This window comes from Pedobacter sp. UYEF25 (assembly GCF_054061655.1).
In genome coordinates this window covers 116,637-136,104 of record NZ_JBSSEL010000002.1, presented here as the reverse complement: position 1 = coordinate 136,104, position 19,468 = coordinate 116,637, and the positions used below count along the sequence as shown (strand labels likewise).

The 19,468-nt window shown below is 36.8% G+C and carries 15 protein-coding genes; 6 read left to right on the top strand and 9 right to left on the bottom strand.

Annotated elements, in window-relative coordinates:
* Positions 1-8 precede the first annotated feature (8 nt).
* Positions 9-1,040: a ligase-associated DNA damage response exonuclease gene (locus ACVWYG_RS02625; protein ID WP_457268575.1), complete on the bottom strand. Its 1,032-nt coding sequence runs from the start codon at positions 1,038-1,040 to the stop codon at positions 9-11.
* 154 nt (positions 1,041-1,194) lie between these two features.
* Here ACVWYG_RS02625 and ACVWYG_RS02620 point away from each other — a divergent pair, with 154 nt between their 5' ends.
* Positions 1,195-1,806 carry a hypothetical protein gene (locus tag ACVWYG_RS02620; protein WP_457268574.1) on the top strand — a complete coding sequence of 204 codons (612 nt, stop codon included), beginning with the start codon at positions 1,195-1,197 and terminating at the stop codon, positions 1,804-1,806.
* On the top strand, positions 1,806-2,516 hold the full coding sequence (locus ACVWYG_RS02615; protein WP_457268573.1) for a DUF3307 domain-containing protein: 711 nt from the start codon (positions 1,806-1,808) through the stop codon (positions 2,514-2,516). The genes ACVWYG_RS02620 and ACVWYG_RS02615 overlap by 1 nt, the downstream gene beginning before the upstream one ends.
* A 41-nt stretch (positions 2,517-2,557) precedes the next feature.
* Here ACVWYG_RS02615 and ACVWYG_RS02610 read toward each other — a convergent pair whose 3' ends face one another.
* The 8 genes from ACVWYG_RS02610 to ACVWYG_RS02575 form a co-directional block, all read right to left on the bottom strand.
* On the bottom strand, positions 2,558-4,723 hold the full coding sequence (locus ACVWYG_RS02610) for a S9 family peptidase (protein ID WP_457268572.1): 2,166 nt from the start codon (positions 4,721-4,723) through the stop codon (positions 2,558-2,560).
* Between the two features lie 94 nt (positions 4,724-4,817).
* Positions 4,818-5,462 carry a hypothetical protein gene (locus ACVWYG_RS02605; protein ID WP_457268571.1) on the bottom strand — a complete coding sequence of 215 codons (645 nt, stop codon included), beginning with the start codon at positions 5,460-5,462 and terminating at the stop codon, positions 4,818-4,820.
* A gap of 11 nt (positions 5,463-5,473) precedes the next feature.
* Positions 5,474-6,238 (bottom strand): enoyl-CoA hydratase/isomerase family protein, encoded by a 765-nt coding sequence (locus tag ACVWYG_RS02600; protein WP_457268570.1) that lies wholly within the window; start codon positions 6,236-6,238, stop codon positions 5,474-5,476.
* Positions 6,231-8,327, bottom strand: coding sequence for a ComEC/Rec2 family competence protein (locus tag ACVWYG_RS02595; RefSeq protein ID WP_457268569.1), 2,097 nt, complete (start codon positions 8,325-8,327; stop codon positions 6,231-6,233). Before ACVWYG_RS02595 ends, ACVWYG_RS02600 begins: the two co-directional genes overlap by 8 nt.
* A 3-nt stretch (positions 8,328-8,330) precedes the next feature.
* Complete coding sequence (locus tag ACVWYG_RS02590) at positions 8,331-10,358, bottom strand: helix-hairpin-helix domain-containing protein (protein ID WP_457268568.1); 2,028 nt, start codon at positions 10,356-10,358, stop codon at positions 8,331-8,333.
* Complete coding sequence (locus ACVWYG_RS02585) at positions 10,348-11,148, bottom strand: hypothetical protein (protein WP_457268567.1); 801 nt, start codon at positions 11,146-11,148, stop codon at positions 10,348-10,350. Before ACVWYG_RS02585 ends, ACVWYG_RS02590 begins: the two co-directional genes overlap by 11 nt.
* Positions 11,149-11,302: 154 nt before the next feature.
* Positions 11,303-11,596 (bottom strand): L,D-transpeptidase family protein, encoded by a 294-nt coding sequence (locus ACVWYG_RS02580; RefSeq protein WP_457268826.1) that lies wholly within the window; start codon positions 11,594-11,596, stop codon positions 11,303-11,305.
* Positions 11,597-11,919: 323 nt separating this feature from the next.
* Complete coding sequence (locus tag ACVWYG_RS02575; RefSeq protein ID WP_457268566.1) at positions 11,920-12,255, bottom strand: MerR family transcriptional regulator; 336 nt, start codon at positions 12,253-12,255, stop codon at positions 11,920-11,922.
* Between the two features lie 119 nt (positions 12,256-12,374).
* Between ACVWYG_RS02575 and alaS the strand changes: the two genes are divergently transcribed.
* The 4 genes from alaS (at position 12,375) to ACVWYG_RS02555 (ending at position 19,098) form a co-directional block, all read left to right on the top strand.
* On the top strand, positions 12,375-14,993 hold the full coding sequence (gene alaS, locus ACVWYG_RS02570) for an alanine--tRNA ligase (RefSeq protein ID WP_457268565.1): 2,619 nt from the start codon (positions 12,375-12,377) through the stop codon (positions 14,991-14,993).
* Positions 14,994-15,687: 694 nt separating this feature from the next.
* Positions 15,688-17,151: an Asp-tRNA(Asn)/Glu-tRNA(Gln) amidotransferase subunit GatB gene (gene gatB, locus ACVWYG_RS02565; RefSeq protein WP_457268564.1), complete on the top strand. Its 1,464-nt coding sequence runs from the start codon at positions 15,688-15,690 to the stop codon at positions 17,149-17,151.
* Complete coding sequence (locus ACVWYG_RS02560) at positions 17,151-18,281, top strand: redoxin domain-containing protein (RefSeq protein ID WP_457268563.1); 1,131 nt, start codon at positions 17,151-17,153, stop codon at positions 18,279-18,281. Before gatB ends, ACVWYG_RS02560 begins: the two co-directional genes overlap by 1 nt.
* A 97-nt stretch (positions 18,282-18,378) precedes the next feature.
* Positions 18,379-19,098, top strand: coding sequence for a response regulator transcription factor (locus tag ACVWYG_RS02555; RefSeq protein ID WP_457268562.1), 720 nt, complete (start codon positions 18,379-18,381; stop codon positions 19,096-19,098).
* Positions 19,099-19,468: the final 370 nt, after the last annotated feature.

Sequence of the window (19,468 nt, the reverse complement as noted above, 5' to 3'; positions counted from 1 at the left end):
CGGTAGATTTAAATTGCAGGGTTGTAATCGTTAATCTCGGTATCCACTTTATCATCATCATCTTCTTGGCCAAATTTGGTTACCACTTCTTCTGCTTCAATACCAATCTCATTTAAAAACCTACTGTATGCTGCGGTAAACCCATGTGTTACATATACTTTTTCTGCTTCTGTGGCCTTTATAGCCTCCAATAATCCAGGCCAATCTGCATGATCGCTTAAAGCAAAGCCAGCATCTGCACTTTGCCAACGTCGGTGAGAACGGACTTGCATCCATCCAGAGCAAATGCCGGTTACCGGATGCGAAAGTGTTTTTATCCATTTGCTATCTCTCATTGCGGGTGGGACAATCACAATTCCCTCTTGTAAATCGCCCTTTGCAACTTCGGGTGTTATCCTGATGGTTTCTGGCAATTCTACGCCCGCATCTATAATTGCATCATTTACGTTTGCTATACTGTTGTGCACATATATTGGTGCCGCTCCGTTTAAATTTTTAATCAGTCGTTGCGCTTTCCCTAAACTATAGGCAATTAGAATACTTGTTTTTTGTTGAGCGATGTTATCTTGTATCCAATTTTTAATTCCGTCAAATACAACCTCTTGTTTTTGCCATTTGTAAATCGGTAGGCCAAATGTACTTTCAGAAACAAAGCTGTGGCATTTTACAGGTTCGAAAGGCGTACTTATGCCATCGTTTTCTATTTTATAATCTCCAGAGATTACACAAACTTCTCCTTTATAGGCCAACCTTACCTGTGCGGAACCTATAATGTGCCCTGCAGGAAAGAATGATATATTTACGCCATTTTTTACGATACTTTCTCCATAATTGAGTGTCTGTACATCTAAATCCGGACTTATCCTTCGTTTTATAATTGCTGCAGTTAAGGTGTGGCAAAGATAGTGCTTGTTGCCAGAGCGAACATGATCTGCATGCCCATGGGTAGTGACGGCGTAATCTACGGGCCACCAGGGATCTATATAGAAATCTCCTTGTTTACAGTAAATGCCTCTAGTTGTGAAGGTGATCAAAGCCATATCAGCTTAACAAATTTCTACTATTTAAGTTTTTAAATCATATCGGTTAAATAGCCGATAATAATAAATATCGGTTAAATAGCCGATAATACTGAATATCGGTTAAATAGCCGATAATATTTGTAATTGATATTTTTTTTAAGGATATTAGTATATGATTTGCATTATTACAGGAGATATAATCGGTTCTAGGAAAATTAAGGAACCATGGCTTTTAAGCTTAAAGGCAGCTTTAAAGTATGTTTCTAAAAAAAATAGCGATTGGGAGATTTTTCGAGGAGATAGTTTTCAGCTAGAAATTTTGGCTTCGAATGCCTTATGGGCAGCTATTTATTTAAAGGCTTGTATCAAGGTAAATAAGGCTGCAGATGCACGTATGGGCATCGGATTGGGGACAATTAACAAGGTAAAAGGCAAAATTACAGAAGCTAGTGGTGATGCATTTGTGCATTCTGGAAATGCTTTTGATGGCTTAAAATTATCAAAGGTTAATTTGGCTATAAAATCAGAATATGAAGATTTTGATGAAGAAATGAACGTAACCATAAAATTGGCCTTGGTGGCAATGGATAGTTGGGGTACTGCAACTGCAGAAGTTGTTAAATACGCCATGGAGAATGGAGATTTATTACAAAATGAATTGGCTATTTTATCTGGAAGAACACAATCATCTGTAAGTGAAGCGCTTAAAAGAGCCCGTTTTAATGAGTTAATGGATATGGATAGGTTGTACAGAAAAAAGATAAATCAAATTATACAAGACTAATGGATATTATTTTGATAAAAATATTGTTTGCTCATTTAATAGGCGATTTTTTCTTGCAGCCTGCAAGTTGGGTAAAAGATAAAGAAGCTAAAAAATTGAAATCAGGTAAACTATACCTGCATATCTGCATTCATATTTTTCTAATATTCGCTGTCTTTTTTAGTTTTGATGTTTGGTGGATGGCAATTGTTATCGGAATTGTTCACTTTGCGATAGATGTATTGAAGTTATATTTACAAACTAAAAAAAATGCTAGATGGTGGTTTTTCATAGATCAGTTGCTGCACATTGTGGCCACTGTACTTATTTGGAATGCCTTTTATCAAAAAAACATAGATTTTAATTTCTTAAATAACAGAAACCTTTGGTTAGTAGTGTTGAGCGGATTATTTCTAAGCACTCCATCATCGGTTATGATTAGGGTGATCATTAATAAATGGATTCCAATTTCCCAAATAGATAATCAACAATCTTTACAAAATGCAGGAAAGTACATCGGTGTTTTAGAGCGTTTGCTAATTTTTATGTTTATTTTAACTAGCCATTTTGAAGCCGTCGGTTTCTTGCTGGCTGCAAAATCTATATTTAGGTTTGGTGATTTGACAGATGCCCACGATTTAAAATTAACAGAGTATGTGTTAATTGGTACCCTGCTTAGTTTCGGTGTTGCCATCGTCGTCGCAATGTTTACTCAGGTGTTGATCGCATAAAAAAGGCTGCTTCTTGTTGGAAGCAGCCCTTACATTTGTTTTTATTTCGCTCCCGGCGGACAATTATCTTTTAAAAACTTGGTATAAGTCATAGAGAGATGTGCAGAGGTTCCTTGCCCTTCTGATATGCTGTGCGTTCTGTTCGGATAAACCATCAATTGGAAAAGTTTACCGTTTTTAACCAATTCATTAATCAACATTTCCGCATTTTGATAATGCACATTGTCATCTCCTGTTCCATGAATGTACAATAAATTACCTTTTAAATTCTTTGCATAAGTAATCGGTGAACCTTTAACGTATGATTCATTACTTGGAAATGGTGTGCCCATGTAGCGTTCTTGGTAAATATTATCATAAGTTAACTGATTGGCCACCGCAGCAATGGCAATACCAGTTTTATAAATCTCGGGATATTGAAAAAGTAAGTTTAGGGTAGAAGACCCACCGCCGCTCCAACCCCAAACCGCAACCCTATCTTTATCCATAAAAGGATAAGTGGCCAATAGTTTTTTTGTAGCCATCGCCTGATCCCTGATGTTTATCGTGCCAATATTTTTATAGATGCTTTTTCGCCAGGTGCTGCCTTTTGGAAGGGGTGCACCTCTATTGTCCATAGAAACATAAATGTATCCATCCTCAGCCAAGTCTCCTCTATATAACGGGTTTTTTCCAGCTCCCCAAGTGTCCGTTGCCGTAGCCGCTGCAGGTTCTCCGTATACGTAAAATAACACTGGATATTTTTTGCTGGCATCAAAATTATTTGGCTTTTTCATCCAGCCATCCAATTCAATACCATCTTCTGTTGTTACCTTAAAAAATTCTACTTTATTTGTTGGGGTTGCTTGTTTTGCCAATTGATTTGTGATGCTGCCATCCATACTCAAAGGATTGCCGGTTTTAAAATTCATCCATTCGATAATTGGTCTTACTACGGCGCTACTGTAATGATGGTTCGCAAATGTAGCAGTAGGCGAGATGTCATAATCATGGCTTCCAGGTAGTACAGACGGAGTAACCATCTCTAATTTTCCTTTTCCGTCTAGTTTAGTTCTATATAAATATTTTTGGGTTGCGTTTGTTGGCGAAGCAAGAAAATAGGCAAAGTTATTTTTTTCGTCTATTAATTTAACTTCTATCACATCATAATCGCCCTTAGTAACCAAAGTCTGTCTTTTTCCGTCTTTGCTGATTTTATATAAGTGGTTCCAGCCATCTTTTTCACTCGTTATCGTAAATTCCTTGTTGTTGTCTAACCAGTTCCAGTTTTCTTCAGCATCAATCCATGACTTTGAATTTTCTGTATAAATTGCATTTGATGTGCCGGTGCTTGAGTTACAAACGAATATTTTGCTTTGATTCTGCTCACGGTTTAATTGTTGTACGATGATGTCGTTGCTGTTCGGAATCCATTGCATTCTCGGAATGTAATGTTGTATGCTATCACCAGGGATGTTTAACCAATGCGTTTTTGCCGACGCCAAATCTACCACGCCAATTTTGCAAACAGAAGGGTCTTGGCCAACCTTAGGATACTCTACCGGGATCGTAAAAGAATAGATAGAATCGGTATTGTCTATCATTAAGAAGTTTTTAATTTTCCGCGCATCTATTTGCCAGTAGGCGATGCTTTTACCATCAGGGCTCCACCTAAATCCATCTCTACAATCAAATTCTTCTTCGTATACCCAATCAAAAGTTCCATTTATAATACGCTTAGTCCCGTCAGTAGTTAAAGCTTTTGTAGCAGAGCCATCTGTGTTTTCTACATATAGATTATGTTCGCTAACATAGGCAACTTGATTTCCATCAGGAGAAAATTTTGCAAACATTAACGACGACGCAGGCTTGTCTGCACCGATTTGCACCAACTGATTTTTGGTAAGATCGCTCACCCAATAATCGCCACGAGTCTCATAACGCCAAACCTTTCTACTGTTTGTGAAGATAAGTGCTTTCGTTCCATCCGCAGAAAGCTGGAAGCTTCGAATATTTAATGGAGACCCTTGGTTTTTTGGAGTAAGGGATGCCGCAGGCACAATTACTTTGCGCTCATTCTTTGGTAATGTAATTAAAGCAATTTCTCCATTTGCAATTTGATAGTACGAGTTGCCGTCTTTTGCCCATTGAATGTCTTGCGCCCTTAACGAAACTGAAGTGCAAAGAAAGAGGACAGAGACGAAGAGTTTTTGTAAAATGTTTTTCATAATTATTTATGTAAGAAAAAGGCCTTTTAACTTTTGGCTAATTTAGAAAAAAGCCGGCAGTTAAAAAGCCTTAAAAAATGGGTTATAGAATAGACTAGCCGCCGCCCTGCATGGCACGTAATTCGTCCATTGTCGTTAGTTCATATCCAGAAGGAATATCTAATGAAATTGCTCCAACTTTATCGGTAGAGATGGATTTTAAAGTCATATTAGATTCTACGCCATTAATCACAGCAGTATATTTTACTGGAACCGCGTCTAACCCTTTAAAAAACCCCTTATTTGTTAATGCTGGAATGACAATGTCTTTAGTTGCCCAAAGCTCGTGACTCGCACCCTTTTCATCCTTGTATGTGTACTTTTCTGCGTTTAATGTTCCAATCACTTGTTTTTCTCCGGTTGGCTTAAAGTCAGAATATTTTGGCATTGCAGCTTCTTGTTTTTCGGTATCTTCTTTAGAAATTTTAACCGCAAACTGCTTTTGCGCAACAGGGACATCAATTAGTAGTAAACCTGTTTTTGTGGTGGTGTTAGAAATAACATTAACTAAAGCTGGGCCAGATTCCATTTCGATTTTCGTTAAATCGCCGTTGAACTTATTTTTCACATCTGTTGTTGTACCATTGGCTTCCACACTAAAAGTCATCATGCCTTCAGTTATCGTTTTTTGAGCGTGTACCACTACCGCAGCACCGACCATTAATAGCGCAAGTACGCTTGTTTTTATTGATTTTATCATCTTTTTTTTATTTACCAATTAATTTTCTGTTTGTTTAGAAAAGCGTTTATTCCTTTTTTAAAATCATCTGTTTCTCTTATCTCTGCATTCGTTTTTACCGCAACTTCCAACTCAACATCGATGTTTTTATTGATAAGTGTCTTAGTTGCTTCCAATGAACTTTGCGAGCTGCTATTACACAAATCTAATGCAAAATTATGTACTTTTTGATTGATTTCCTCTGGATTTGTTACAAAATTTATAAGCTTACCGTCTAACGCTTCTTTTGCAGAAATTATTTTACCTGTGTACAGTAATTCTTTTGTTAAAGTTTCTCCAATTTTTTGAGGTAAAAAGCAGGAGACAATGGCAGGTACAAAACCAATTTTTACTTCTGTGTAGCCAAAACAGCTTTCTGGAGTCGCAAAAATAAAATCGCAAACAGTGGCTAATCCGCAACCTCCAGCAATGGCATAGCCTTCAACCTGGGCTATTACAATTTTGGGTGAGTAATAAATGGCTGCAAACAGATCTTTCAAGTTTCTAGAATCTACTAAATTCTCTTCGAAAGAGTTGGTTTCTAACGTTTGTAGATAAGCTAAATCCGCGCCTGCGCTAAAAGAATTTCCAGCCGCTTTTAATATAATTATTTTTACAAGTTTATCTGCTGACGCTTTTTTTAAAGCATCAGTTATTCCAGCGATAAACGCCGGATTTAGGGCATTGCGCTTCTCTGGGCGATTAAGGGTAATTGTACCAATTCTCGCTTCAACTTTATAGTTAACTAAGTTATTCATCGTTCTTCTTTAAATCTACCGAAAAGGCGCTCTGCTGCTTTAAGTTAATTACTCGTGTCAAACCATCATTATAAAAACTTTCATATTCTTCTGCTTTATAATTTTTATTTGTAGCGTCGATAAGCAATGTGCCAAAACTTATTTTTTTAATCAAACTATCCGGTTTGTAGGAAGGTGTATTATTTACCCAGATCGCATCAAATATAGCAGGCTTGGTAATGATTTTATAGTTTAGTTGCTTATCTAACAAAAATATTCTGAATTTGTTAAACACCAATTGCTGATTTTTGAGAACAAATTGCTTTAAGATTGTATCTGTACGAAGGGTGGTGATGTGTAGTTGAGTGATTTTTGCTTGGTTCAGCGCGGGTTGGATAGAAAATTGATAGTTTTTGTCGTGGGGATTTAGGTCAGTTAACAATACCGTTGAGTTCCCATCTATAAATGCTGTTGCATAGTTTTTCTTCAGACTAAAAAATATAACTTTATGCTGATTTTTTTTCTCTAAGTTGTCGCCCAAAACCATTACTTGATAAACGACAAACATCGATAAAGAAAAAAATATAAACCTTTTTTTAAGTTTTGTAGTTGCATATACGCCCAGCCCGAAGGCAACACTTAAGACGAGAAACTGCGGAAATGTTATCCAAATTCCGTTGAGCGTAGAGAATGGCAGAGAGGCTACGAAATGTAATACGGTATTGGTAAGGTTGATAATCCATTCAAAAATAGGTGCTAAAAATGATAAACCCGGAATTAACACTAAAATTCCTAGATACATCATAAGCACAAGCGGTATGGAAATAAATAGATTTCCTAAAAGGAAGTAAACTGGAAACTGATGGAAATAATAAATTGCAATTGGAAAGGTTGCAAGTTGCGCCGCCAAGGACAAGGCGGTGAAATTCCAGAATTTATCTAACCATTTATTTCTTATGTAGAGGAGATGATATATTTTTGGTTGAAGATAAAGCAATCCAAAAACAGCTATATAACTCAACTGAAAACCCACATTGAAAATTAAAAAAGGGTTAAAAAGCAGTTGTAGAAATGCTGCAAAAGCAAGAATGTTATATCCATTTCTGCTTTTGGTAAAAGTCGTAGCGCAAATAAAAATAGAAAGCATAATGGCGGCTCTAACAACAGATGGCGATAAACCTGTTATCAATGCATAAACCCAAATAAATAGACAAAGCAGTATTGCTTTTAACAAAATAAGTTTCTTGTTTTTATTGAGGAATTGTAAACAGTAATTTAAAATTAGATAGATAATACCCACATGAGCGCCGGATACGGAAAGCGCGTGCATCGTTCCCGTATTTATAAAATTTGTTCTTATTTCTTTATCGAGATCAGCACGATATCCCAAAACTAAGGTAGATGCAACAGAAAAAGCTGCGTCGTTTTTTATGAGCTTTCTATATTTTTCTACCGCTGTTTGACGTAATTTTAGCGCAAAAGCTAAAACTATATTTCCTGTCGATTTTCCTGTTTTAACCAAATTTGACTGGCTTATAAAAGCCTGTTGATGCACATTCTGAGTAGCTAACCAACGTTTGAAATTAAACTCTCCAGGATTTTTTGGACCTTCAACTTCGTGATAATTTGCAGAGATAAGAACTTCATCTCCATAGTCAAGCTTAAGCGGCTTTAGACTGTCCAAGATAAGTGCAAGTAAAAGTTTGCCGCAAACCTTCCTAACTTGGTTATTTTGGTACGCTGTTGTGGTAATAACCGTAAACCTAAGGATTTTTCCCGTTTTTTGTGGCTCGTTATTTACCCAAGCTTTCAAGTAGGTAGATTTTTGATTCGCAAAATAGTTATGAACTAATTCGTCTTTGTTTAATAGGCAAAGGAAGCTCCCAAAACAAAAGATAAATAGAAAAATCAATAACCCGAGCCAACCTTTTACCTTATATAGATCGTTTTTCTTGTAACGCACGTTGCAAACAAAAAGGGTAGAAAGTAGGATGAGGCTAGCAACTGCTGATAGGAGTAAAAGATCTTCGTTCACAAAAAAATAACCAATCACGATTCCCATCAAAAATGGAAGTAGAATTCTCACGAAGAAATACGCTGCTTTAAACATGTTTTAGAACTGATACCTTATTTGTAGCTTCATTTCAGATTTTTTACTTCCCTTAATTTCATCGAGGTAAGAGCCAACCGTTTCTTGATTTTTGTATAAGTACAACCCATATCTTAACCAAACATCAAGTTTTTTTGCCAGCTTATATTTTAAATTGAAATAATTTCTCAGGCCTTTCCCACTGTAAATTCCAAATGCAAAACTGTAGAGTACATCGTCTTCGTATGCGTAAATTCTGCTATTGTAGCTAGATGTGTTAAAATATGCTAGTCTGATGTTACCCGAAATTTTAGAGTTATTTGGTTTAAAATCCACATCTTGATAGATTAAAAAACCAAATTCTGATGAAATACTGCCCTTTTGATATTGAGAAACTTCCACTCGATTTTGAAAAGAAATTGTTTTGTTTACCTGCCAATTTACTGACACTCGGTAGTTTTCTTTTTTTACATCCTCTAAAAACGCTATTGGAACTTCCTGGTCTGTATTCTGTTGTTTGCTTTCGGTTTTAAACCTTGCTAGTACTTTAAAAATTTTGCTTGGAGTAAAAGTAATTTGACCAAGAATCTCATTCCCTCTAGAAGGTGCGTCAATCCTAAATTTGAGCCAGGGAAATTTAAAATAATCTGCATAAACGGCAAACGCCCATTTTCTATTTGGAACAACATTTAATCCTAGGTACAAACCTTCCTCGTTCGCCGCTTCAGTTGCTTCTGCCACTGCCTGATTGTAAAAATTATGATAATTTTTACTGTAGTTTCTGTATAATGCTGTCGCCGAAACATTGGGCGATAAGCTAACTAATGCGCCATTTAGAAATGCTGCCGCACTTTTTAAACTTTTTGCGCCCTCGCCAAACAGATAAAAATTCTTTAGAGAATAATTGTAGTGTAGCCCAATATTTGTCAATGTTTTTCCTGTAAAACTGTACCTGTCGTATACCGCACTTTGGGTGATAAAACCATTTCCATAAATTGTGTGATAGCCTACCAATCCGATATTTAAGTTGTCTGTTTTGTACTCTGCAACTGCGCCAATAATTTGTTGCCTTAAACTATTTCTGTTTTCCAATTCAGTCTTGGTGCGGTGTAACCCGGTTTGATTTATGGTCGTCTGAACAATGTCGCCAACTCCATTTACACTTTGGTTTGCATCCAATTTTCTGAAAGACACAAAAGGTGTTAGAAAAATGTTTCCGAGAACGTTTACGGTTGCAGAAGCGCCTCTTAAAAATGAGAACTCGTTTGTTGAGGAGTACCTGCGCAAACCTAAATCTTTTTTTGCCACACTTGTCACCTCCGGACTTTTGCCAAACGAGAACCCGGTCCAAAGCGTTAATCCTTGTCCAAATTGAAGGTTGTAGTCGCCTATTACCAGTTTTTTTATCCGTCCAAGTTTATAGAAAGAGATATTGCCCGAAATAAAATCGACGCGCTTTTCAAATAGGTGTTCCCCTGCATCTTTGTCCATGGTTAAGTTCGCAGCAAATACGTCTGCCAATTGAAATTTATACCGCAGCTGCATTTTCTCAGGGCTTCCTAGATACCTGTTCCCAGGCAAATCTGTAAAGCCCTTTTGTTTCTCTAATGTTTGCGAAAAACGCATCATGAAATCATGACTTCCAAATTTGTAAAAGTTCTTTAAGTTGATTTTTTCCAGATTAGAGTTTGCTTTCAGGCTGACAAATGGAAGCAGATTTTTTATGGTTTTAAGATCGAAACCATCAATGGTTTGTAACTCCAACAGGTCTGCGAGTTTTCCATTTTCTTTGATGTGAAGCAGGAAATTAGAAATTTGTAAGGGCGATAGAAAGAATATTTGTCCTAAATCTTCCGCGCTAGCGTTATTCAAATCCAATGGACGCCTTCGAAGGTGTATCAGTATTTCCAATATTTCTGTTAAATCATAATCTTCGGGTAAATTTTCGAATTGGCTTTCTATAACTTCTTGAATTTCTTGTTCGGGATCGTTCACCTGGGCATTAGCGGCGCAGAAAAAACAAAGGAGTATTGCAGTCAATCTAAAATGCATATCCGAGCGCTATTTGAGGTGAATATCCCAGGTTACTGTCGAATATTGTTGCAAAATCTATCAACAGTTTATTAAAATCCACACCAAAGCCGGCATACTGTTTAAATGGTTTCGCGCTAACACCAGCTCGGAGTGCAATAGGCATTGCAATTTTATATTCCATGCCAAAACTTACGTCTATTGCGTTTTTTAATAGCTTTGATGCAGTGGCCGCCATTAAAACCTTATCAGAAACTAGATAACTGGCGCCAATATTGAAGCTCGTTTTAATTGGAATGGATACTTCTGCATTTGCAAATGATTGCTTTGTAGGATTGGTCATGTAAGCGCCTAAACTAAAGATTTTGCTAAATCTAAAATAAAAGCCGACGTCGGCAGAAAATGCATTGGACGATCCGTAGTTGGTTATTTTTAATTGATGGTAATTGGCGGTCATAGCCATAGAAAGCTGATTGCCAAAAGCCTTCGCATAAGCGAAACTAATTTTATTTTGGTTATAACTACTTAGTCCATAGCGGTTAAATCCTACTGATATAAAGTTGTTTTTGGTGGGAATTACAACTGCTAAACCCTGCGTGCTAATCTCTTCGCTTAAAAAGTGTTTGATGTAATTGATAGAAACGATTGGTCTTTTTAAAAAGGTAATGGCTGCCGCATTTGCCTGGATCGCCCAAACATCTGCAACAGCAGCGGAGTTGTTTCCCATGGCGGTAAGTCGAGGCCCAAGGTTTTCTTGAGCGATTAGTTGAATTGGGAAAGTAGCTACGAAAAATAGGAGAGAGCCTTTCATAGAGCGAGCGTTAGCCTAAAGAAAGTTTCGGGGAACTTTTATTTGGTTAATGAAAGGTAAGAAATTATTTCCTAATTTCTATATGCGTGTCTTGAAAAACAAGTTTTCTGAACTTTGCCATATCGTTATTATTTAGACCTATGCATCCATTCGTCTAATCTTTTTTCTTGCTACCTTTAGAAGTTCCATGCACCATTATAATACTTCCTTCAATAAGGCCTTTGGTTGCCGCTTTAGCAATATCTAAGCTGTTTGGATAAGAGATATGGAAGGGGTTAACAGTTTTTCCACTAAATCTTTGCCAATCTAAAATAGACATTCCCTCTGGCGTTTTTCCATCTCCTTCGCGCTCTTTTTGCCCAACGGGGTGCGGTCCTAATGAAATGTGAAACGTTTGAACTATGCTATTTTTTTTAAAAAGATACATTTTTCGTTCACTTTTTATCACCAATACATTATCAACTTGATGACGAATTCTAAAGTTTTCTTCAGCTAAACTTATTGCAACTAAATAATTTAATTTTTTGTTAGTAGCGTATAGAGAGCGAGCAGCCCTTATTATGGATTTAATTTATTGATACGGTCACTTGTATCCCAAAATTGGGTCTAAGCTTTAGATGTTCCGTTATTTGTGTCCTCGTCATTTTAGTGTTTTCTAAACCATGATTAGAGGGGCGTCTTTTAAAGAATGTCGTTCCTAGTGACGTTCTATCTTTACATCCAATTAGAAATATTTATAATAAAACGAAGAGATATTTTTGCTTTTTAACATTAAAGCTCATCGGCTAAATTCACTAAAAATCCTTTTAAATTTTCTAACGCATCTATAATTTTCTGATTTTCTTTTGCATCCCCCTTATTGTTCTTCAAAAAATCTTTTGCACCTTTTAAAGTATACCCTTTATCATTAACCAAATTGAAAATAATCTTTAAATTTTCGACATCCTCAGGCGTAAAAAGACGGTTTCCCTTTTTATTTTTCTTTGGCTGCAAAATATCGAACTCTTTCTCGTAAAACCGAATTTGCGAGGCGTTAACATGAAACATTTCAGTCATTTCGCCCATCGTGTAATACATCTTATTGATATCTCTTTCTTTATAAGGCATGTGTATGGATTGATTATGAGTGATTTATGCTTGTTAACTAAAGTATTCAAATGTACTGGGATTTTTGTTGAATCCCATAATAAAATTTTAATTTTGTTTCCCATTAGATATAGAGATACATGACAGCCAAACAGATTAGAGAAACGTTCCTGACATTTTTTGAAAACAAGAAACATAAAATTGTTCAATCTGCACCAATTGTGGTCAAAAACGATCCAACCTTAATGTTTACAAACGCAGGAATGAATCAGTTTAAAGATCTATTTTTGGGAGAGGCCGAAATCAGTTACACGCGTTTAACAGATACACAACGTTGTTTGCGCGTTTCGGGCAAGCATAACGATTTAGAAGAAGTTGGAATAGATACCTACCACCACACCATGTTTGAGATGCTAGGAAACTGGAGTTTTGGTGATTATTTTAAAAAGGAAGCCATTGCGTGGAGTTGGGAATTGCTGACAGAAGTATACAAAATTCCGAAAGGAAATTTATATGTTACTTATTTTGAGGGTGACGAAAAAGAAGGTTTAGAAAAAGATCAAGAAGCATACGATTTTTGGAAACAGTATGTCGATGAAGATCACATTCTGCCGGGAAATAAAAAGGATAATTTCTGGGAGATGGGAGAAATTGGTCCATGTGGCCCTTGTTCTGAGATTCACATAGATTCGAGAACAACTGAGGAGAAGGCTGCTGTGGATGGCGCAACTTTAGTAAACGCAGATCACCCGCAAGTAATCGAAATTTGGAACAACGTTTTCATGCAATTTAACCGTTTAAAGGATGGTTCATTGCAAAATCTTCCTGCCAAACATGTGGATACGGGAATGGGTTTTGAGCGTTTAGTGCGCGTATTACAAGAAAAAAACTCCAACTATGATACCGACATTTTCCAGCCGCTTATCCAATTTATTGCAGAAAAGTCTGGAATAAAATATGGTGCTGATGAGAAAACTGACATCGCCATGCGCGTGATGGCAGATCATATTCGGGCAATTTCGTTTGTGATTGCCGATGGCCAATTGCCATCAAACAATAAGGCCGGTTATGTGATTAGGAGGATTTTGCGACGTGCAGTTAGATATGCTTATACTTTTTTAAATTTTAAAGATCCTTTTTTAAATCAATTGGTACCCTTATTGGCCGCGCAATTTAAAGGCGTCTTTGACGAATTGAGTTCGCAGCAAGATTTTGTACAGAAAGTGATTTTGGAAGAGGAAATTTCTTTTTTGAGGACTTTATCTGCCGGTATTCAACGTTTTGAAAAATATCAACCAAATGATGAAAATGTGGTTTCTGGTGATTTCGTGTTCGAACTGTCTGATACATTTGGCTTTCCTCCCGATTTAACAGAACTAATGGCTCGTGAGAAGGGTTGGTCAATAGATATCGAAGCTTTTAATGAAGCCCTAATGGAGCAGAAAAATCGTTCTCGCGCCGCTACTGCCATTGATGCCGGCGACTGGATAATCGTTAATTTTGAGGAGCAAAGTGAATTTGTCGGGTATGATGAATTGGAAGTGGAGACCAAAATTTTGAAATATCGTAAAGTGAACGCGAAGGGAAAAGAGCAATATCAAATTGTGCTCGAGAAAACGCCCTTTTATGCCGAAGGTGGGGGGCAGGTTGGAGATACAGGTAGAATTGAAGACCACAGCAGGCAATTTTGGGTGGAGGTAAAAGATACCAAAAAGGAGAACGGCTTAACCGTACATTTTACAGATACCTTGCCAGATAATTTGAAAGGTAGTTTTTGGGCGGTTGTAGATCAGGATAAGCGAGTTTCAACAGAAGATAACCATACAGGAACCCATTTATTGCATACAGCGCTTAAAAAAGTGTTGGGCGCCCATGTAAACCAAAAGGGATCGTTGGTAAACCCGGATTATTTGCGTTTCGATTTTTCTCATTTCTCTAAAGTAACTGATGATGAAGTCGCAAAAATAGAGGTTATTGTAAACCAAAAAATTAGAGAAAACATAACTGTTGAGGAACAAATAAATGTGCCACATAAGGAAGCAATGGAAAGTGGAGTTACCGCGCTATTCGGAGAAAAATATGGTGATTTCGTGCGCGTGATAACCGTAGGAGATCAATTTAGTAAAGAGCTTTGCGGAGGTACGCACGTCAATGCAACAGGGCAACTTGGCTTTTTTAAGATTGTTGCAGAAAGCGCGGTTGCTGCCGGTGTGAGGAGAATAGAAGCCATCACGGGGAAAAAAGCTGAAGATTTTGTAATGGAACAAAATAGCGAATTACACCAGCTAAAATCTTTATTTACGGGAAACAAGGATTTAGTTGCAGCGGTGCAAGCGCTTTTTAATGAAAATGAGAAACTAAAGAAAGAAGTAGAAAAATCATTATTAGAGCACATTAACACACTGAAACATGAACTCGTACATCACATTAAACCTATAAATGGTATTAATTTTATCGCAAAGCAAATAGATTTGCCTAATGCAGATGCGGTTAAGGACTTAGCTTTTGCAACAAAAGATTTGGTAGACAATATGTTTTTAATTTTTGCAACTGAGATTGATGGCAAACCCGGTTTAACGGTGATGCTTTCTGAAAACTTAGTTAAGGAAAGGAATTTAAATGCTTCTACTATCGTTCGTGACCTTGCCAAAGAAATACAAGGCGGCGGCGGAGGACAACCATTTTACGCAACTGCAGGTGGGAAAAATGGTGATGGATTAGCCAGGGCTTTAGAAAAGGCAGAAAGTTTAATTAAATAATTTAAAGTTTGCTAATCTTTAATTAACTAGGTTTTTTCGCTTACTTAGGCAACTTTAACATGCTAAAATAATAGAAATAAACTTTTTCGCCATTATAATAGCGGTATTTACTCATTTATTGAAACATGGCTGTATTGGAAAGGCCGCATATGCGCTTGCTAGAATACAATATGGGCGTTAAATTTCTGTCGGTTTGAATTTAGGTACTAGCCCGCAACGTTAACGAAGATTACAAATTTTCAATTGTAGCGCATCGCAGGCTCTAGTTAGCTAATGAGAAAGCCAGTCGACTTCTTTTCTACGAAACTGAGCGGCAGTAAATGACTCTTCTTAAAAGGTTTTTGTGGTTTATTGGTCAGATATTTGCCCGTTTTAGTGCGAGTAGGAAAAAAAACCTAGTTAGTTTCGGTATTTGAGGAAAGTTTTAATCAGAAAAGGCTTTGTTGGTAAGGGTTTTGGCGGAATTAAAAGATTTTTCGGAAAAATAGAATTTCGAATGCCTTTCTTGTGTTGGCATCAATCGGCAAAAGATTCGAGCCATTTCGTTTTAACTCCTATTTACTTTCAAAATTATTAGATCGCTGTTTTTATTATTCATGTCCCATTAAATCTAGGTTTTTTGTCAGTATTAATTAATGCCTAACATCGCTTTGCGAATAATATATATATTTGCCAATTAACAAAGAAAAGCTAAATGCCTACTTCCGAAATGCATCATAGTAAAAAGTACCAGCTAGTTTCGGGTTTAGAAATCCACGTTCAACTGAATACTCATACCAAGATATTTTCTTCTGATAGTGCCACATTTGGCGCAGATGCAAACGCTCATATTTCTCCAGTTTCGTTGGCATTGCCTGGTGCTTTACCAAAAATTAATAGAGAAGTTATAGCAAAAGCCATTCGTATAGGCTTGGCGTTAAACTGTTCCATTAACCAATCAAATCATTTCGATCGCAAGAATTATTTTTATGCAGATTTGCCAAAAGGGTATCAAATTACTCAGGACAGCAAACCAATTTGCATAAATGGATTTCTGGAAATAGAACTACCAGATGGAGGAAATAAGACGATTCGAATCAATCGCATTCATTTAGAAGAAGATGCGGGAAAGAGCATTCACGACAAAGATGAAAATTATTCTTTTGTAGATTTAAACAGGGCAGGTGTGCCCCTTATCGAGATTGTAACCGAGCCTGACATAAACAGTGCCGAAGAAGCCGCGGCAGTATTTTCTGAAATTAGAAAATTAGTTCGTCACTTAAATGTGAGTGATGGAAATATGGAGGAGGGCAGTTTGCGTTGCGATGCAAACATTTCCGTACGTCCATATGGCGATAAAGAATTTGGAACTCGATGTGAGGTAAAAAATCTAAATTCGATCCGAAATGTGCGTCGTGCGATTAATTTTGAGTTCGGCAGACAAGTTGAAGTGGTAGAAGCTGGCGGGAAAATAATTCAGAGTACTTTAAATTTCGATGCCGAAAGCGGAACTACTTCGCCAATGCGAAGTAAGGAAGAGGCAAATGACTACCGATATTTTGCAGACCCAGACCTTCAGCCTATAAAAATTTCTGACGAATGGTTAGGTGCAATTAAATCGGCGATGCCAAAACTTCCAAAGCAAATAGCGGAGGAGATGGCCATTTCTTATGGCATCAGCAAGTCAGATTCTGATCTTTTTGCAGAAGATGTAGAGTTACTTGCCTATTTTAATGACGGAAGAAAAGTGGTTAAAAATATAAAACTGTTTGTTAACTGGTTAATTGGGCCAATCAGAGCGCGATTGGCAGATCAAAAAATTGAGGTAGCTACCTATGTTATTGCTCCGGAAAAGTTGGCCCAGGTTGTAAATCTAGTTTCGGAAGGAAAACTGAATCAACAGCTAGCGTTGCAGCAGCTTTTACCAGCGCTTGAACAAAAACCGGACGCAAAGGTGTTAACTTTAGCAACTGAGTTAAATCTATTGATTAGTGATGATGTAGATGAATTGAATGGTTTTGTGAATGAGGTGTTGAAGAAATACCCGGAACAGGTAGATGCTTATAAAAAAGGGAAAAAAGGAGTTTTAGGGCTTTTTGTTGGCGAAACGATGAAGATGGCCAAGGGAAAAGCCGACGCGAGAAAAATTAATTTAATCATATTAGAAAAATTGAAATAATGAAAATTAGGGGACTAAAATTTTTAAAAAACACCATTTGGTTATTTATTTTTGCAATTGCCATTTCTGCTTGCAAACCAAAAGATTATTTCATCATAAACGGAACTTTGAAAAATGCAGAGCCAAATAAGAAAATTTATCTTTTTGGCATGGTAAACAATAAGATGGCTGCTGTAGATTCTACCAACCTTTCAGAAAAAGGAGAGTTTAAGTTTATCCATAATTCTCCTACAGAGGATTTCTACCAGCTAAAATATGAGAAAGCAGAATATTTATTGATCTGCAACAACACTGACGAGATAAAATTCGAAGCAGATGTGAAAGATGCAAATATGGCTTATAAGATTTCTGGTCCTGAAGAATCTGATGCACTTGGTAAATTAAATGTGATTAGAGCAAAATTTTCTAACGAAGTGGAAGCCCTGCAAACTACATTTAACAACCGCGTAGCAGAACATCCAAATCAAAGAACGGAAATTCAACAAGCATTGCAGCCGCAATATGAGGCGCACGTAAATGCATTGAATGCTTCAATTTTGAAATTTGCGAAAGACAATAAAGGAACTTTGGCAAGTTTTTATGCCATGAGCACGTTAAATCCTCAAGATTTTGAAGCAGAACTTGTCAAGTTTTCAGACGAAATTAAAACTGAAATTATTGGAAACCCGACTGTGGATGCTTTTGTAAAACAAATGGCGCTTTTAAAAGCCGTACAGGTTGGCCAACCTGCACCTGGATTTACCATTAATAGCATCGATGGTAAACCTATAAGCTTATCAGATTTTAAAGGAAAATTTGTTTTAATTGATTTCTGGGCTTCATGGTGTCAGCCTTGTAGACAGGAAAATCCGAATGTTGTAAAAGTGTACAATAAGTTTAAAGATAAAAATTTTGATATTTTAGGTGTGTCGTTAGATACAGATAAGGCTGCATGGCAAAACGCAATTAAAGCAGATGGTTTAGCGTGGCATCACGTTAGCGAATTAAAAGATTTCAATGGCTTAACAGTAAGGAAATATCAAGTTGATGCCATTCCTTCTTCTTTCTTAGTGAATCCCGGAGGTGTCATTGTTGCTAAAAATCTTCGGGGAGATCAGCTGGATGCATTTTTAACCAAGACCATTAGGTAATTGAGTTTAACTAATGCGCAGTATTGTTAATGTTTTGTTAACAGCGAGTTAACCTAAATTTGATTTTTAGTTGATAATTTCGTAAGCATAAATTAATATGGGCATAATGGAACAAAAGATTTTAATTGTAGATGACGAACCCGATATCCTAGAATTAATTGAATATCATTTAAAGAAAGAAGGTTATCAGGTTTTTCTTGCATCAAATGGGCATGAGGGAATTCAAGTAGCCAAGCAAGTGCACCCAGATCTAATAATTTTAGACATCATGATGCCTAAAATGGATGGCATTGAAGCTTGTCGATTGATGAGAGCTATTCCTGAATTTAAGAATACTTTTATGGTTTTTTTAACTGCTAGGAGTGAAGAATATTCAGAAATTGCAGGTTTTAATGTAGGGGCTGACGATTACATAGCAAAGCCAATAAAGCCCCGAGCTTTAGTGAGTAGGATTAATGCTATTTTGCGCAGAAATTCATCTAGTAAAGATTTAGTGGAAAGTAAAGTAGAAATCGGCGATCTTGTGATAGATCGGGAGGCTTTCTTAGTTTTCCAGAATGGAGATAAGATTACATTGGCAAAAAAGGAATTTGAGTTGTTGCATTTATTGGCAACCAAACCCGGAAAAGTGTATACGCGAGAAGCAATCCTAAAAAACGTTTGGGAAGATTCCGTAGTAGTAACAAATAGGACAATTGATGTGCACATAAGAAAACTAAGAGAAAAATTGGGCGACAACTATGTGACTACAGTAAAAGGCGTCGGCTATAAGTTTGAGTTAGCGAGTGACAGAGGAGTTCCTATTACCAAACAATAGTGGGGTTTAATATGGTGATGGTCATCGCCTGTTGGGAGCTTTTATTTTAGTTTTCTTATGAGCTAATAATGGATTTGCAAAGCTTCAAGAGTCTTTTTATGTTTCTCAAAAAAACCACCTGAACATTTGATTTCTTTCTCTTAAAATTTGATTTGTAGATTGATTATTATTTTCTTTCTCCTATTCCAAACTGCGCTGACGATCGATTCAGTTTTAGGCAGTATTTGTCATGTTAATTATTCCAAAAAAAATCGAAGGTTGCAGTTTTCGGTCTGCGAAACGCACTGAAGTCCTGTCGCTCCTAAAAATTTTAGATATCCCGATAAGGTAACATAAGAGCTCAGATATTCTAAATAAGATGGCCTAATAC

Excerpts from the sequence above, each read along its gene's own strand:
- ACVWYG_RS02605 (WP_457268571.1), bottom strand. The coding sequence starts at position 5,462 with ATGATAAAATCAATAAAAACAAGCGTACTTGCGCTATTAATGGTCGGT.
- ACVWYG_RS02615 (WP_457268573.1), top strand. The coding sequence starts at position 1,806 with ATGGATATTATTTTGATAAAAATATTGTTTGCTCATTTAATAGGCGAT.
- ACVWYG_RS02625 (WP_457268575.1), bottom strand. The coding sequence starts at position 1,040 with ATGGCTTTGATCACCTTCACAACTAGAGGCATTTACTGTAAACAAGGA.
- alaS (WP_457268565.1), top strand. The coding sequence starts at position 12,375 with ATGACAGCCAAACAGATTAGAGAAACGTTCCTGACATTTTTTGAAAAC.
- ACVWYG_RS02590 (WP_457268568.1), bottom strand. The coding sequence starts at position 10,358 with ATGCATTTTAGATTGACTGCAATACTCCTTTGTTTTTTCTGCGCCGCT.
- ACVWYG_RS02600 (WP_457268570.1), bottom strand. The coding sequence starts at position 6,238 with ATGAATAACTTAGTTAACTATAAAGTTGAAGCGAGAATTGGTACAATT.
- gatB (WP_457268564.1), top strand. The coding sequence starts at position 15,688 with ATGCCTACTTCCGAAATGCATCATAGTAAAAAGTACCAGCTAGTTTCG.
- ACVWYG_RS02575 (WP_457268566.1), bottom strand. The coding sequence starts at position 12,255 with ATGCCTTATAAAGAAAGAGATATCAATAAGATGTATTACACGATGGGC.
- ACVWYG_RS02555 (WP_457268562.1), top strand. The coding sequence starts at position 18,379 with ATGGGCATAATGGAACAAAAGATTTTAATTGTAGATGACGAACCCGAT.
- ACVWYG_RS02610 (WP_457268572.1), bottom strand. The coding sequence starts at position 4,723 with ATGAAAAACATTTTACAAAAACTCTTCGTCTCTGTCCTCTTTCTTTGC.
- ACVWYG_RS02585 (WP_457268567.1), bottom strand. The coding sequence starts at position 11,148 with ATGAAAGGCTCTCTCCTATTTTTCGTAGCTACTTTCCCAATTCAACTA.
- ACVWYG_RS02595 (WP_457268569.1), bottom strand. The coding sequence starts at position 8,327 with ATGTTTAAAGCAGCGTATTTCTTCGTGAGAATTCTACTTCCATTTTTG.
- ACVWYG_RS02560 (WP_457268563.1), top strand. The coding sequence starts at position 17,151 with ATGAAAATTAGGGGACTAAAATTTTTAAAAAACACCATTTGGTTATTT.
- ACVWYG_RS02620 (WP_457268574.1), top strand. The coding sequence starts at position 1,195 with ATGATTTGCATTATTACAGGAGATATAATCGGTTCTAGGAAAATTAAG.